Below are 13,698 nucleotides of genomic sequence, written 5' to 3' on the forward strand. Positions count from 1 at the left end.
GAGGCGCACCCGAGGACCGAGCATTTCGCGCCGCTCTTCGTCACCTTGGGCGCGGCCTACGCGTCCGGAGGCCTCGACAACAAGAGCGTCATCGAGGGCTTCTGGTTCGGCCTGTCGAAGAGGTCCTGGCAGTTCAACTGATATGTAGCTGTTCCTGTCAAGTGGGCAGGGTGAAGCGGGGTCCTCTCTGGCCGGAGGGGACCCCGCTTCGTCGTTCACGGGGGTGGCGTGCGGAGGCGGCGTGTCAGGCGACGCGCGGTCAGTCTGATATGCGCGGATTGGTTACCGCAGGGCCCTTGTTTCGGCTGGACAGTGCTGGCGTGTCTGAGGTCGAGCGTGCCCCCGGCGGGGTGCTCACAGTTGACTCGCTGATCCTGTCCTCGCGCTGCTGCCGGACGCCACGGGGAGTGTCCGTGAACGGGTCGTGGTGGCTAGTGGCCCATGACGGCCAGGGACCAGCACCAGCCGGCCAGCTCGCGGGCGATGGCGGTATTAGCCACGGTGTGCCGCTTGTTGTGCGCGGTCAGGACGGTCCAGCGGTGGTGCAGGCGCCGGTTGCCGGCGTCGCCGCGGGCCGCGGCTTCAGCCGGCGCCAGAGCCCACCGGTCGCGCATCGTCTTGCCGGCGACGTACCGGGGCTTGTGGTGCCAGGCCGCCTCGATCAGCAGCCGGCGGGCGTGGCTGTTGCCGGTCTTGGTGATCCCGCCCTGGCTCCGGGAGCCGCCGGAGGAGGACTCGGACGGCACCAGCCCGAGGTAGGACCCGATCGAGGCGCCGGTGAGCCGCTGCCAGTCGCCGATCTCCACGGCCAGGGCGAACCCGGTCGTGGTTGAGACTCCGCGCAGACAGCACAACCGCCGGGTCACGGCCGTGAACTCGCTGTCCGCGGCCAGCGCCGCGATGTCGGCGTCGAGCCGGTCCCGACGAGCCAGGGTGTGCACGACCGCGTCGTAGGCGTCGTCGAACGCCGCCAGCGTGCCACCACTGCCGGGTAGCAGGTGCTCCTTGCGGGTCCGGCGCAGCCACGCGTCGTGCTTGCCGGTCCAGGCGTCGCCGCCGTCGTAGACGAACCCGTGCCGCAGCAGCAGCTTGGACAGCCGGTGTCGCCCGCTCATCAGTGTCATCCGGGCGTCTTCGCGGGCCCGGACCAGGTCCCGCGCCGACTCCTGCTGCGGCGTGGGGACCGACACGGCGACGATGTCGTCGTTACGGGCCAGCCGCGCCAGCAGCAGCGCGTCCCGCCGGTCGGTCTTGACCCGGTCCCCGACCGGGCGCAGCAATTTGCTTGGAGCCGCGACCTGGCAGGCGTGCCCGGCCGCCAGCAGCGCCCGCGCCAGCCCGTACCCGGTTGGGCCCGCCTCGTAAGTCACCCTGACCGGGCCGTGGTCGACGGCGAGCTCATCAACGAACGCGACGACCTGATCGGTGACCGGCGAAACCGTCCGCTCGATCAGTTCGCCGGACTCGGTGTCGATCGCCGCGGCCCGCACCGATCGTGCGTGAACATCCAGCCCAACACTCGTACGCTCTATGAACACCGGGGCCTCCTATGCATGTCGGCACCGGCCAGCCACTCTGGTCGGTGATCCACGAATCACTGCATACGCGAGGCCCCGGCCTCAAGACCCAGACACCCCACGACCCTCATAGGGTCTGACCCGGGCGACCCCTCACGGAGTGTCGCCGTCGACCCAGTCGAGCGTGCGCTGGACGGCCTTCTTCCAGTTGCGGTAGAGCCGCTCGCGCTCGCCCGGGTCCATCGACGGCGACCAACGCCGGTCCTCGCCCCAGTTGTCCCGCACCTCGCTGGGACTGGACCAGTAGCCGGCAGCCAGCCCAGCGGCATACGCCGCTCCAAGGGCTGTCGTCTCGGCCACCCTCGGGCGGACGACGTCGACGCCGAGGAGGTCGGCCTGAAACTGCATGAGGGTGTCGTTGACGACCATCCCGCCGTCGACCTTCAGCTCGGTGAGCGGGACGCCGCTGTCGGCGTTCATGGCGTCGAGCACCTCGCGCGTCTGGAAAGCCGTCGCCTCCAAGGCCGCTCGCGCGATGTGTCCCTTGTTGACGAACCGCGTCAGACCGACAAGCGCCCCACGCGCGTCGGCCCGCCAGTGTGGCGCGAAGAGACCGGAGAAGGCCGGCACGAAGTAGGCGCCCCCGTTGTCCTCGACCGACGCGGCGAGCGCCTCGACCTCGGATGCGTCGGCGATGATGCCGAGGTTGTCACGCAGCCACTGGACGAGGGACCCGGTGACGGCGATGGAGCCCTCGAGCGCGTAGACCGGTGGCGCATTGCCGAGCCGGTAGCAGACGGTCGTCAGCAGGCCGTGCTGGGACGGCACGATCTCCTCGCCAGTGTTGAGCAGCATGAAGTTGCCCGTGCCATAGGTGTTCTTGGCGGTCCCCGGCTCGAGGCACGCCTGCCCGAACGTTGCCGCCTGCTGGTCGCCGAGGATGCCGGCCACGGGCACGTCGAGGAGGATTCCCGGCTGGCAGGTGCCGTACACCTCTGAGGACGAACGGATCTCCGGGAGCAGGCTTGTCGGGATGCGCATCTCCGCCGCGATCTCCTCGTCCCACGCGAGGGTCCGAAGGTCCATCAGGAGCGTCCGCGAGGCGTTGGTGACGTCGGTGACGTGGACTCCGCCGTCCGGACCGCCGGTGAGGTTCCAGAGGATCCAGGTGTCCATCGTCCCGGCGAGCAGGTGCCCCGACTCGGCGCGCTCCCGGGCGCCCTCGACGTTGTCGAGGAGCCAGCGGATCTTCGGCCCGGCGAAGTAGGTCGCGAGCGGCAGCCCGGTCTGCTTCTTGAAGCGCTCAGGGCCCGCATCGCCGGCCAGCTCGTCGCAGATGCCCTGGGTCCGCGTGTCCTGCCAGACGATCGCGTTGTGGATGGGCCGGCCGGTCGCGCGCTCCCACACGACGGTCGTCTCGCGCTGGTTGGTGATCCCGACGGCGACGACCCGCTTGGCGCTGAGGTTGGCCTTGCCGAGGGCACCGCCGACGACCGCGCGGGTGTTCTCCCAGATCTCCATGGGGTCGTGCTCGACCCAGCCGGCGCGCGGAAAGATCTGGCGGTGCTCACGCTGGTCGCTCGCGACGACGCTGCCCGAGCGGTCGAAGACCATCGCGCGTGTGCTCGTCGTGCCCTGGTCGATCGCGACGACGTAGTCCATGGGCAGACGCTATCCCCGACCGTCACAATCGAGTGAACAGCTTTCGGGTCTCCTCTCCAATCGAGTGAACAGCTTTCGGGCCGGCAGCAGCCCGGAAGTTGTTCACTCGATTGTCTGGGGAGGGCACCCAACGGCGCGGAACTCCCGGACTCAGCTCAGCGGCATACCGGAAATGCTGTCCCGGCACGTTGGTTAGGGTGAGAGCGTCGGCACGGATGTGAGGGGAAGGGCATGACGACTCCCGTGCGCCTCGACGCGGACTACCGCGCAGCGGCTTGGAGGCGACTTGCCTCGAAGGAGTTCGACGTCCTCGTCATCGGCGGCGGTATCACCGGAGCCGGAGTCGCACTGGACGCCGCCACTCGCGGACTGTCGACGGCCCTCGTGGAGCAGCGGGACTTCGGCTCCGGCACGTCCTCGCGCTCGTCCAAGCTCTTCCACGGCGGTCTGCGCTACCTGGAGCAGATGAACTTCGACCTCGTCCGCGAGGCGCTCAAAGAGCGGGACCTCATGCTCAAGACGATCGCGCCGCACCTCGTGCGGCCGGTCTCCTTCCTCTATCCCCTGACGAGCCGAGGCTGGGAGCGGCCGTACGTCACGGCTGGTCTGACACTCTATGACTCCATGGGGGGCGCCCGGTCGATGCCCCGGCACAAGCAGCTCACCCGCGCCGGCGCGCTGAAGCTCGCTCCCGGACTCAAGCGCGAGTCCCTGACCGGAGGGCTGCTCTATTACGACGCGCAGACCGACGACGCCCGGCACACCCTGACGACGGTCCGGACGGCGGCCGCCTACGGAGCCAGCGTGCTCAGCTCGGCCCGCGTCGTCGGCATCCTTCGCGCGGGCGAGCGCGTCATCGGAGCGACCGTCGAGGACGTGGAGACGGGCGAGCGGCACGACGTCAACGCGTCCGTCGTCATCAACTGCACCGGCGTCTGGACCGACGACATCCAGTCGATGGCGGGCGGGCGAGGCCGCTTCCACGTGCGCGCCTCCAAGGGAGTCCACATCGTCGTGGCGCGCGACCGGATCAACTCAGAGCCCGGCCTGATCCTGCGCACCGAGACGTCGGTGCTCTTCGTCATCCCGTGGGGCACGCACTGGATCATCGGCACGACGGACACCGACTGGGAGCTCGACCGGGCCCACCCGGCAGCGACGCGCGCCGACATCGACTACCTGCTCGAGCACATCAACAGCGTCCTCAAGGTCCCGCTGACCCATGACGACATCCAAGGCGTGTTCGCGGGGCTGCGGCCGCTGCTCTCCGGCGAGTCGGAGCTGACCAGCGAGCTGTCCCGCGAGCACGCCGTCGCCCGGCCGCAGCCGGGCCTCATCTCCATCGCCGGCGGCAAGTACACGACCTACCGGGTCATGGCCCAGGATGCGGTCGACGCCGCTCGGGCCGACATCGGCGGGGACGTCAGCGACAGCGTCACGGAGTTCATCCCGCTCTCCGGAGCCGAGGGCTACGTCGCGCTCGTCAACCAGGTCGACCGGCTCGCCCGCAAGCAGGACCTGCCAGCGTGGCGGATCCGGCACCTGCTCGAGCGCTATGGCTCGCTCGTCCACGAGCTGTTCGCGCTGGCCGAGAACGATCGCACCCTCTACGAGCCGCTGCCGGGAGCCGAGGAGTACCTCAAGGTGGAGATCCGCTATGCGGCCACCCACGAGGCGGCCCTCCACCTCGACGACATCCTCACGCGCCGCACGCGTGTGTCCATCGAGACGCGGCACCGCGGCACGGAGAGCGCGCGCGCTGCCGCCGACATCGTCGCCCCGGTGTTCGGGTGGGACGAGGCTCGGGTCGAGGCGGAAGTCGCCGCGTACCTGGCCCGGGTCGACGCCGAGCTCGAGTCCCAACAGGAGATCGTCGACACCGAGGCGAATGCCGAGCGTCTCAGCGCCCCGGATCCGCGCCGGATCCCGGTGAGTCGCGAGTAGGCCGGACGAGGCGGGAGGCGCTCCTACACTGGCCCGATGAGGACCCGTCGCAGCCTCGTCGCGCTCGGCGCGGCCCTGGGCCTGCTCGTGGCCGGTTGCAGCGCGGTCGGGCCGACCCCAGCGACCCACCCCGGCACCATCCCCGCCGCCTCCGCCCCTTCCGCCGCTTCCCAGACCCACCACGACACCAGCCCGACGACCGCCAAGCCGGCGCCCGCTCCCTTACGGGACAGCGAAAAGGTCCAGCGGATCGCGATGCCTGCGACATACCTGCCGAAGGCGCCCAGCGGCGGCACGGATGACTACCGATGCTTCCTGCTCGACCCCAAGCTCACGCGGGACAGTTTCGTCACCGGCTATGACGTGGAGCCCGGCGACGCCTCCATCGTGCACCACGTCATCCTGTATCGGGTCCCGGCGAGCAAGGTCGGCCTGGCCCGGGCGAAGGACGCACAATCGCCGGGCGACGGGTGGACCTGCTTCGGCGGCACGGGCATCGAGCAGCAGGGCGCGAGCCTCGATGACGCGCCCTGGGTGGGTGCGTGGGCACCCGGCGGGACGGAGACCGTCCTCTCGCCGGATCTCGGAATCCCGCTGGACAAGGGCTCCCAGCTCGTCCTGCAGGTCCACTACAACCTGCTCAACGGTCCCAAGCCCGACCGGACCGCCGTGGACCTGCGCCTGTCGACCTCCGCCAAACTGACGCCGTTGGAGACCGTGCTCTACCCGGCGCCGGTCGAGCTGCCGTGTCGGCCGGGCAAGTCGGGCCCGCTCTGCCACCGCGATGCCGCGGTGTGGGACGTCGCACAGCGGTTCGGCGAACGGGCCTCGTGGCTGGTCGCCGGCCTCCTGATGCTCTGCGAGGGAGCGGTCACCCCTCATCCGGGCCCGACCCAGTCGTGCACGCGGACCGTCGACGAGCCTGCGGTGGCCCGGGCCTCAGCCGGGCACATGCACCTGTTGGGATCGAGCATCCGCATCGAGCTGAACGCCGGGACTCCGAAGGCCAAGACCCTGCTCGACATCAAGGAGTGGGACTTCGACGACCAGGGGTCACGGCCGCTGCCAGCCACCCCCATCAGGCGAGGTGACCGGATCACCGTGACGTGCACGCACGACCAGGCTTGGCGGGACAAGCTCCCGGCCCTGCAAGGGATCCCAGAGCGCTACGTGGTCTGGGGAGAGGGCACCACCGACGAGATGTGCCTCGGCATCCTCAGCGTCACGCGGTCATGAGGTGCCCGGGAGCTTCCCTCGACCTGCGAGCCCGAGGCAGCGACTCACGTGCATGCCGACACCGTATGCCGCTGGGCTGACATCGTGACCCCGTCGCATCAGGCGTCGGGGTTGACTCCGTCACCACCTGCCCCCGCCGACCACGCCGGCAGCTCCTGCAGTGCCCACTTGTTGCCGTCGGGGTCGGAGAAGTAGACGAAGCGACCCCACGGCTGCTCGTCCACCTGCGACACCTCGATGCCCCGTTCGACGAGCCCGGCCCGGGTCGCCTCGGCATCGGCGACCACCATCTGGAGGTTGTCCAAGGACCCCGGAGCCATCTCCGTCAGGCCCTGGCCGATGGCGATCGAGCATGCAGAACCGGGTGGGGTGAGCTGGACGAAGCGGACCTCATCACTCACCGTGTGGTCGTGGTCGGCATTGAAGCCGACCTTGACGTAGAACTCCTTGGCCCGGTCGACATCGCTCACGGGCACCGCTACCAGCTCCAGTCGCATGTCCATGCCCACGACGCTACGCGCCGGGTCCGACAGCCCCGCCCGTCACGTTGACGACTCTGGGGGCGGCAGGACTACCTCGTCCGGGGACTGAGCGCGGCGGGTGCCAGCTCCGTCGCCAGGGCGCATCGAGCTGAACGCCGGGACTCCGACGGCCAGGACCGGATCACCGCGACGTGCACTCACGACCAGGGTTGGCGCGACGGACTCCCCGGCTCGACAAGGGATCCCGGAGCGCTACGTGGTCGGGGGTGAGGGCACGACCGACGAGATGTGCCTCCTCAGCGTGATGCGGTCATGAGCCACCGGGGGAGGAGTCTCCCGCGATGTTGACCATCCAACCGATGCCGAACTTGTCAGTGCACGAACCGAACACGTCGCCCCACATCTGCTTCTCGAGGGGCATGGACACGGTGCCGCCATCGGAGAGCTTGTCCCAGTAGCCACGCAGCTCATCGCCGTCGTCACCGCTGAGGCTCACGGTGATGTTGTCCCCGGGTTTGTACTCCATGCCCTGCGGCGTGTCCGACGCCATGAGGGTGTAGCCGCTGTCCGTCTCCAGCTGCGCGTGCATGATCTTGTCGGCGTCTGGGGAGTCGGGCTGGCCGAATTCGCCGAAGGTGCTCAGGTTGAGGGTGCCGCCGAACACGTCCTTGTAGAACTCCATCGCGTCGCGCGCGTTGTCCTTGAACGAGATGTACGGGTTGAGTCGCGAAGCCATCTGATCCTGCTCCTTGGTTGCGGTGCTGATCGGGCGTCTACCAGCGTAGGCCGCAACACCGACGGTGAGCCGGTTCAGGGGCGGAGCACTCGCTCGGGTGCGACGATGTCGCCGTGGCCGAAGTGGACATTCCGGAAGTCACCGACTTCCTCGCCGAGCACGCCCCCTTTGCCGCGGTCCCCCGCGGGGACCTGGAGCGGCTCGGCCGGCGCCTCACCGTGCGCTACGCCCGCCGTGGCACGCATCTGATGAGCGTCGGCAAGGGCAACGACGAGGTGTTCGTCGTGCGATCCGGCGCCGTGCAGATCACCGACGAGAACGGCTCGCTGGTGGCACGCGGCGGCGAGGGCACCGGCTTCGGCACGACCGCTCTGGGCGGCCGGCCGTCCCGCTTCGACGTGGTGGCCATCGAGGACAGCCTCCTGCTCGTCATGTCGTCCGACGTCTTCGAGGCATTGGCAGACGGGAACGCGGCGGTCCGAGACTTCTTCTCCGAGCAGCGCGAGGCCAGGCTGCGCCACGCGCTCCAGTCGCTGCCGCACCACGACCGGGCCAACGCCGTGCTCCAGACCCGGCTTCGTGACCTCCTGCGGCGCGAGCCGATCACCACGACCAGCGACGCGACGATCCGCGAGGCAGCCGAACTCATGGCCCGGGAGCAGGTCTCCTCGCTGCTCGTGGTCGACGGCGAACGCCTCACCGGGATCGTCACCGACCGCGACCTGCGGACCCGAGTGCTCGCCTCGGGGCTCGCGACGACCCAGCCGGTCAGGGCCATCATGACAACGGACCCGGTGACGGCCGCACCGGACGATCTCGCCATGGAGCTCGTCCTCGAGATGACGTCACGCAACATCCATCACATGCCGGTCGTCGAGGACGACCGTCCAGTCGGCATGGTGACCAGCACCGACCTCATGCGGCTCGAGCGAGCCAATCCCATCCACCTCGCCGGCGACGTGGCCAAGGCGAAGGACCTCGACGCCCTGGTGCTGCTCAGCCAGCGGCTGCCCCGGATCGTCGACCAGCTCGTCCACGAGGACGCGACAGCGGACGGAATCGGGCGCATCGTCACCGCGGTCGGGGACGCGATCGAGCGACGGCTCATCATGCTTGCCGAGCAGCACCTCGGACCCGCACCCGTGCCCTACGCCTGGATCGTCCTCGGCTCCCAAGCGCGGCTCGAGCAGGGCCCGGGCAGCGACCAGGACAACGCACTCGTGCTGTCCGACGATGCGACCCCGGAGCACGACGCCTGGTTCGCGTCGTTCGCGTCCTTCGTCGTCGACGGCCTCGTCGCCTGCGGCTATCCGCGGTGCCCCGGCGGGATCATGGCGACGAACCCCCAGTGGCGCCAGCCCCTGCGCGAGTGGCGCCGGATGTTCGCTCGCTGGCTCGACGAGCCGACGCCGGAGGCCGTGCTCCGGTCGGCGATCTTCTTCGACCTGCGGCTCCTGCACGGCGAGAGCAGGCTCGTCGACACGTTGGACCAGCAGATCGCCGACTCGGCACCCGAGAGCGGCCGCTTCCTCGCCCACCTCGCCCGCAACGCTGCGAGCAACGAGCCACCCCTCGGGTTCTTCCGCGGGTTCGTCCTCGAGCGTGAGGGCGAGCACAAGGACCGGGTCGACCTCAAGCGGGGTGGCGTGCACGCCATCGTCGAGGTCGCCCGTGTCCAAGCCCTGTCCCGAGGGTTGCCGCAGGTCAACACGCTCGCCCGCATCAGTGCCGCCGCCGGCGCGGGGGCGCTGTCGACGGCGACGGCAGCGGACCTGCACGATGCCTTCGAGTTCATCCGCTACGTTCGCCTCACCCACCAGGCGTACCAGCTGCGTCAGGGGCAGGAGCCGGACAACTTCGTCGCGCCGAGCGAGCTGAGCAGCTTCGAGAAGCGGCACCTGCGCGATGCCTTCCAGATCGTCCGGTCGGCCCAACAGCTGGTGGTCCAGAGTTATCCCCTCGGATTCGTGACGTGATCCGGTCGCTCCTGCGTCCCGACCGGCGGCGGTCCCGGCTGGCCGAGCAGGCCCCTCCCGGGCCGGTCCGGGACTACCTCGCGACGCCGCTACCGGGACCGCGCACCGCCGTGGAGGACCTGCGGCTCCTCGCAGTCGACATCGAGACGACCGGCCTCGATCCCCGGACCGACCACATCCTCTCGGTCGGCTTCCTGCCGCTCGACGGCCTCGTCATCGACCTGTCCGGCGCGACGCACCTGCTCTGCCGGGCGGACGCCGAGGTGGGCCAGAGCGCCGTCGTCCATGGGATCACCGACGACGCACTGGCGGCGGGCCTCCCGCTGTCAGAGGTTGTCGAGCGAGTCGCCGCGGCCCTGCAGGGCCGAGTCCTCCTCGCGCACCATGCCGCCATCGAGACCGAGTTCCTGTCCGCAGCGAGCCGCGGCACTCATGGCGTGCCCTTCCCAGTCGAGGTCGTCGACACGATGGACCTGCAGGCACGTGTGCTCGGCAGCCACACGGGCGCGGACCTTCCGCCCGGGGCACTGCGCCTCGCGACGGCACGTGCGCACCTCGGCCTACCGCGCTACGGGGCGCACGAGGCCCTCACCGACGCCCTCGCCTGTGCCGAGCTCTACCTCGCCCAGGTCGCCCGGTTGAGCGGTGGACGCGCCATGGTGCTCAAGGCGCTGCAGCGTTGACCGACCGGGTGATCCCGAAAGCTGTTCACTCGATTGGGAAGGGCGACCCCGAAAGTTGTTCACTCGATTGGGGAGAGGCTTCAGGGGCGGTAGCGGCGACGGGCGCCCGCCCGACCGTCCTGCCTCGACTCGGACCCCAGCGGCTGTTGGGGCCGACCGTCGTCGGTCGGGCCGAGACCGCCCTGGCATCCGGGGCAGTAGAACATCGTTCGTTCCCGGGTGGGCTGACCGATGGGCGCGACCCGCACGGTCGCGCCGCAGCGCCGGCACGGTCGGCCGCTGCGGCCGTGGACGTACGTCGTCTCGCCTCGGGCCCGGGAGCCGGTCGTCGACTGGACCGCATCTCGTCGTCCACTGTCGATGAGGCGGTGCGCACGCTCCACGACCTGTTCGACGAGCGACCGCTCCAAGCCGGACGCCGCCGCCCAGGGCGATACCTGGAGCGCGAAGAGTGTCTCGGCCGTCCACAGCGTGCCGAGGCCAGCGAGGTTGCGCTGGTCGAGCAGCGCCTCGCCGATGGGGACCGCCGCAGCCCCGACGTTGTCGACCGCACGGGCAGCGTCCCAGTCAGGACCGAGCAAGTCCGGGCCCAGGTGTCCGACCAGCTCCCCCTCGCGATCCGTCTGGACGAGGTCGAGCATCCCGAGCCGCAGCCCCAGTGCAGTCCAGTCCGGTGCGGCCACGAGGGCGCGCAGGTCCGGTGAACGCCGCCAGCCAGGTTTCAGCCCCGCCGTCGCCTCGATCCGCCACTGGCCCTCCATCCGCAGGTGCGAGTGGAGGGTCAAGCCGCCCTCGACCCGGTGGAGCAGGTGCTTGCCGCGGCTGACCACGTCAAGGGTCCGACGGCCGGTGAGGTCCGCCGTGGCGATACCCGGCCAGCGGAGGTCCGACTCGACGATCTCGTGTCCAGCCAGGGCCTCGCGCAGGCGGCGCGCCGTCCGCCACACGGTGTCTCCCTCGGGCACGGCATCCTCCTCCCGGATCCGCCGCCGCACTGACAACGGTGAACGGCGTTCTCGCACGACACATTGTGAACCCAGCGGCATCCGGCCAAACGCCACTTCCCACACGAATCGCCCGCTGCTGCGTCACAATGGGCACATGCGCTGGGGCACTGTCCTCACGCCGCGGCGGGGACTCCAGACAGGATGGGGACTCACCAGCGCGGCGCGGCTCTTCACGCCGGTGGTGCTCGTCGTGCTCGCCTACGAACGAGGCGGAGCCGGCCTGCTGGCCGGGACCTCGGCCGCCCTTGCCGTCGTCGGCGCGGTCATGTCCGCGGTCGTCGGCCGCCTCGGGGACCGCGGCCATCTTGGCCGCGTCATCCGATGGATCGTCTGGGGGTCAGCCGCGGCCCTCGCGCTCGCGACCCTCGGCGCAGTGGCGCAGTGGTCCGTGCTCATCGTGCTGGCGCTCGGCGTCATCTCCTGCGGGCTGCTCTACGTGTACCGACCGCTCCAGGCGGCGACGCTGCCCTGGCTCGTGCACACGCCGAGAGAGCTCGCCGCGGCCAACGTCGCGTCGACCGCCATCGAGAGCGTCGCCTCGCTCGTCGGACCGGCGCTAGCGGGCGCCGCCCTGCTCCTCCTGTCGCCCGACGAGGCGCTGGGGATCGGGGCCGCCTGCCTCCTGCTCGCCCTGCTGCCCGTGTCCCGGATCCAGCTGCCGGCCGCGTACCGGCAGCGCCGCGTCGAGCCTGAGAGAAAGAGGTCGTATGCCGCTGGGCTGGGTGTGCTCGCCCGCGTCGTTCGCGGGGGCGGGGCTCCGGTCCTCGCGTTCGCTCAGACGTTCGCGAGAGGTGCCCTCACCGTGCTGCTTGTCATCCTCGTCCTCGACGACCTGGCGGTCGGCGACGATGTCGTCGGCTGGTTGTGGGCCGCGCTCGGGGTCGGTGGCCTGGCCGGTGCCGCGTTGGGGGTGCGGGTCCTACACGTCTCCCGGCTCGGGCGCAGTTTCGTCTCCGGAGTCGTGTTGTGGGGTGCCGGTCTGGGAGCGCTGTCGATCGCTGGCACACCGTGGTTCGCGGGCCTCGCGATGGTCGTCATCGGGATCGGCAACGCGCTCGAGGATGCGAGCATGTTCACTCTGGTCGCCCGCCTCGCGCCGCGCGGGATGTCCGCGCAGGCGCTCGGGGCCATCGAGATCGTGGCCTGTGCCGGAATGGCGACCGGCGCCGCCCTCGCCCCCGCGATCGTCGGGATCGTCGACGTGCAGACCGCCCTGCTCGCTCTGGGCCTCGCCATCGTGATGCTCGCCATGCTCTACCTACGGTCGTTCCGCGCCGTGGACCGCGCGGCCGGACAGTCGCAAGCCACCACCGACCTGCTCACGGACGTGGTCATCTTCGAGCCGCTGCCGGTCGTCATCGTGGAGCACCTCGCAAGCCTGCTCGAGCCGCATGAGTACGGACCCGGTGAGGTCGTCATGCGCGAGGGCGAGGACGGCGACACGGTGCACATCATCGGGTCGGGGACGGCGAGGGTGACGGTTCGCGGAGCCCCACGACCGGACCTCAGGCCTGGCGATGCCTTCGGTGAGATCGCGCTGCTGCGCAGCAGTCCCCGGACGGCGACCGTGACGGCACAGGGTGATCTGACGACGTACTGTCTCGACCGCGAGGACTTCCTCACGGCCATTCAGGGCAGCTCGGCATCGGCCGAGGCGCTCGCAGATGTCCGTCTCGCCCGGGACGCCTCGAGCTGAGCGAGCCAGTCGACCGTCTCCTGCAGGACGAGCTGGAGGCCAGGAGCGCGCTGCTGCGGCTGCGCGCGGGACTGCGCTCGGAGTTGCGAGATGACGGATGGAATGGCGTCGGGAGCGACGGCAGGGAGCACCCGCAGCGCGCAGGCGCGCAGCCAGGGGTCGCGCCACCGGTCGTCCAGGTCGATCGCGATGGACCGGACGAGCTCGGCGGCGTCGCCGCCGGTTTCGTCGCCGTTCGTCCGGTCGTCCTTCGTCTCGTGGCGCTTCAACGGATGTAGATGCGGTGCGACCACGGCGAGGACGTGCGGTGCGCGGCGCCCGAGCGCGACGTCGATGAGCTCCTCCGCGAGACCCCTCGTCGTGTCGTCCTCGGCCCCGAGCCCGGCCATGACGCGCGCCGGGCTGATGCCGGGGACGACGATGCCTACGAGCACGAGGAGCCGATGCGAGACCTCGGACAGCTCATCCCGCAGGGCGTCCCTGAGCGGGGCCACCTCCTCGACTCCCTCCAGTGCCGCCAAGCCGTTCACGACGAGCTGAGCTCGGTCGAGCACTCGGTCCACGGCCGCGCCCACCGCATTCCTGGCGCGCGTGTCGACCGCTTGGGCCGAAGCGGTGGCGCGGATGCGGTGCAGGCCGGTGGCCGCTGCCTCGGCGACCTCGGGCCGCGGGTCGTGCAGTGCAGCGAGGAGCAGCGCGCGGCCACGTTCACCGCCCCCGCGCGCGGCCGCCGTGGTGAGTGCGACGAGACCGGGGCCC

Annotated in this window: 11 protein-coding genes and 1 pseudogene; 6 read left to right on the forward strand and 6 right to left on the reverse strand. The window is 70.3% G+C overall.

Annotation, left to right across the window (positions count from 1 at the left end; genetic code table 11):
• Positions 1-141 (forward strand): annotated as a pseudogene (locus VIR15_RS09225) (dioxygenase); the annotation flags it as partial.
• A gap of 290 nt (positions 142-431) precedes the next feature.
• Here the strand turns inward: VIR15_RS09225 and VIR15_RS09230 are convergent.
• Both VIR15_RS09230 and glpK read right to left on the reverse strand, forming a co-directional pair.
• Positions 432-1,538: an IS110 family RNA-guided transposase gene (locus VIR15_RS09230; RefSeq protein ID WP_331927181.1), complete on the reverse strand. Its 1,107-nt coding sequence runs from the start codon at positions 1,536-1,538 to the stop codon at positions 432-434.
• Between the two features lie 132 nt (positions 1,539-1,670).
• Complete coding sequence (gene glpK, locus VIR15_RS09235; protein ID WP_331927182.1) at positions 1,671-3,179, reverse strand: glycerol kinase GlpK; 1,509 nt, start codon at positions 3,177-3,179, stop codon at positions 1,671-1,673.
• A 231-nt stretch (positions 3,180-3,410) separates the two neighbouring features.
• Between glpK and VIR15_RS09240 the strand changes: the two genes are divergently transcribed.
• Together VIR15_RS09240 and VIR15_RS09245 are read left to right on the forward strand one after the other, a co-directional pair.
• Positions 3,411-5,123 carry a glycerol-3-phosphate dehydrogenase/oxidase gene (locus tag VIR15_RS09240; RefSeq protein WP_331927183.1) on the forward strand — a complete coding sequence of 571 codons (1,713 nt, stop codon included), beginning with the start codon at positions 3,411-3,413 and terminating at the stop codon, positions 5,121-5,123.
• A 36-nt stretch (positions 5,124-5,159) separates the two neighbouring features.
• Entirely contained in the window at positions 5,160-6,359 is a 1,200-nt protein-coding gene (locus VIR15_RS09245; RefSeq protein WP_331927184.1) for a hypothetical protein, read from the forward strand.
• Positions 6,360-6,457: 98 nt separating this feature from the next.
• Here the strand turns inward: VIR15_RS09245 and VIR15_RS09250 are convergent, their stop codons facing one another.
• Both VIR15_RS09250 and VIR15_RS09255 read right to left on the reverse strand, forming a co-directional pair.
• Entirely contained in the window at positions 6,458-6,862 is a 405-nt protein-coding gene (locus VIR15_RS09250) for a VOC family protein (RefSeq protein ID WP_331927185.1), read from the reverse strand.
• A gap of 289 nt (positions 6,863-7,151) precedes the next feature.
• Positions 7,152-7,577, reverse strand: a complete 426-nt coding sequence (locus tag VIR15_RS09255; protein WP_331927186.1) for a VOC family protein — start codon at positions 7,575-7,577, stop codon at positions 7,152-7,154.
• A gap of 113 nt (positions 7,578-7,690) precedes the next feature.
• Here VIR15_RS09255 and VIR15_RS09260 point away from each other — a divergent pair, with 113 nt between their 5' ends.
• Positions 7,691-9,553 (forward strand): DUF294 nucleotidyltransferase-like domain-containing protein, encoded by a 1,863-nt coding sequence (locus VIR15_RS09260; protein ID WP_331927187.1) that lies wholly within the window; start codon positions 7,691-7,693, stop codon positions 9,551-9,553.
• The gene (locus tag VIR15_RS09265; RefSeq protein ID WP_331927188.1) at positions 9,550-10,236 is read left to right on the forward strand and encodes an exonuclease domain-containing protein; all 687 of its coding nucleotides are present in this window, start codon (positions 9,550-9,552) and stop codon (positions 10,234-10,236) included. Before VIR15_RS09260 ends, VIR15_RS09265 begins: the two co-directional genes overlap by 4 nt.
• A gap of 80 nt (positions 10,237-10,316) precedes the next feature.
• Here VIR15_RS09265 and VIR15_RS09270 read toward each other — a convergent pair whose 3' ends face one another.
• Complete coding sequence (locus tag VIR15_RS09270) at positions 10,317-11,201, reverse strand: DNA-formamidopyrimidine glycosylase family protein (protein WP_331927189.1); 885 nt, start codon at positions 11,199-11,201, stop codon at positions 10,317-10,319.
• A 136-nt stretch (positions 11,202-11,337) separates the two neighbouring features.
• Here VIR15_RS09270 and VIR15_RS09275 point away from each other — a divergent pair, with 136 nt between their 5' ends.
• Complete coding sequence (locus VIR15_RS09275) at positions 11,338-12,939, forward strand: cyclic nucleotide-binding domain-containing protein (protein WP_331927190.1); 1,602 nt, start codon at positions 11,338-11,340, stop codon at positions 12,937-12,939.
• Here the strand turns inward: VIR15_RS09275 and VIR15_RS09280 are convergent.
• Positions 12,873-13,698: hypothetical protein (locus tag VIR15_RS09280; protein ID WP_331927191.1), on the reverse strand; the 826-nt coding region annotated here is incomplete at its 5' end. The genes VIR15_RS09275 and VIR15_RS09280 overlap by 67 nt on opposite strands.

Source organism: Intrasporangium sp., from assembly GCF_036566125.1.
In the GTDB taxonomy this organism is placed as follows: Bacteria; Actinomycetota; Actinomycetes; order Actinomycetales; family Dermatophilaceae; genus Intrasporangium.

What these genes read in the sequence shown, in the direction of transcription:
- glpK (WP_331927182.1), bottom strand. Translation starts at nt 3,179, where the DNA reads ATGGACTACGTCGTCGCGATCGACCAGGGCACGACGAGCACACGCGCG.
- VIR15_RS09240 (WP_331927183.1), top strand. Translation starts at nt 3,411, where the DNA reads ATGACGACTCCCGTGCGCCTCGACGCGGACTACCGCGCAGCGGCTTGG.
- VIR15_RS09245 (WP_331927184.1), top strand. Translation starts at nt 5,160, where the DNA reads ATGAGGACCCGTCGCAGCCTCGTCGCGCTCGGCGCGGCCCTGGGCCTG.
- VIR15_RS09250 (WP_331927185.1), bottom strand. Translation starts at nt 6,862, where the DNA reads ATGGACATGCGACTGGAGCTGGTAGCGGTGCCCGTGAGCGATGTCGAC.
- VIR15_RS09255 (WP_331927186.1), bottom strand. Translation starts at nt 7,577, where the DNA reads ATGGCTTCGCGACTCAACCCGTACATCTCGTTCAAGGACAACGCGCGC.
- VIR15_RS09275 (WP_331927190.1), top strand. Translation starts at nt 11,338, where the DNA reads ATGCGCTGGGGCACTGTCCTCACGCCGCGGCGGGGACTCCAGACAGGA.